We start from the raw sequence: 247 nt of genomic DNA on the forward strand, positions 1-247 counted from the left end.
GGCCGAACAGCCATTATTGGCAGGGCTCAAGCACCTCAACCGCCTGGAGCAGGTGATCGCTCGCGCCGAGTGGCAGGACGCCGAGCATGCCGAAGGTTTGATGCTGGATATGTCCGGTCGCGTGATCGAAGGCGTGTTCAGCAACCTGTTCCTGGTATGCGACGGCGGGTTGCTGACCGCTGATCTGAATCGTTGCGGGGTTGCCGGGGTCATGCGCGCTGAGGTTTTGGCCCAGGCGCAGGTACTG

1 protein-coding gene is annotated in these 247 nt (G+C 62.3%); it reads left to right on the forward strand.

The window, feature by feature from the left end; translation table 11 throughout:
• Window positions 1-247 (forward strand): aminotransferase class IV (locus SB756_RS33575; protein ID WP_410913700.1); only part of this gene is annotated, 247 nt, incomplete at both ends.

Origin of the sequence: Pseudomonas sp. SIMBA_068 (genome assembly GCF_046534705.1) — a bacterium.
In the GTDB taxonomy this organism is placed as follows: domain Bacteria; phylum Pseudomonadota; class Gammaproteobacteria; order Pseudomonadales; family Pseudomonadaceae; genus Aquipseudomonas; species Aquipseudomonas putida.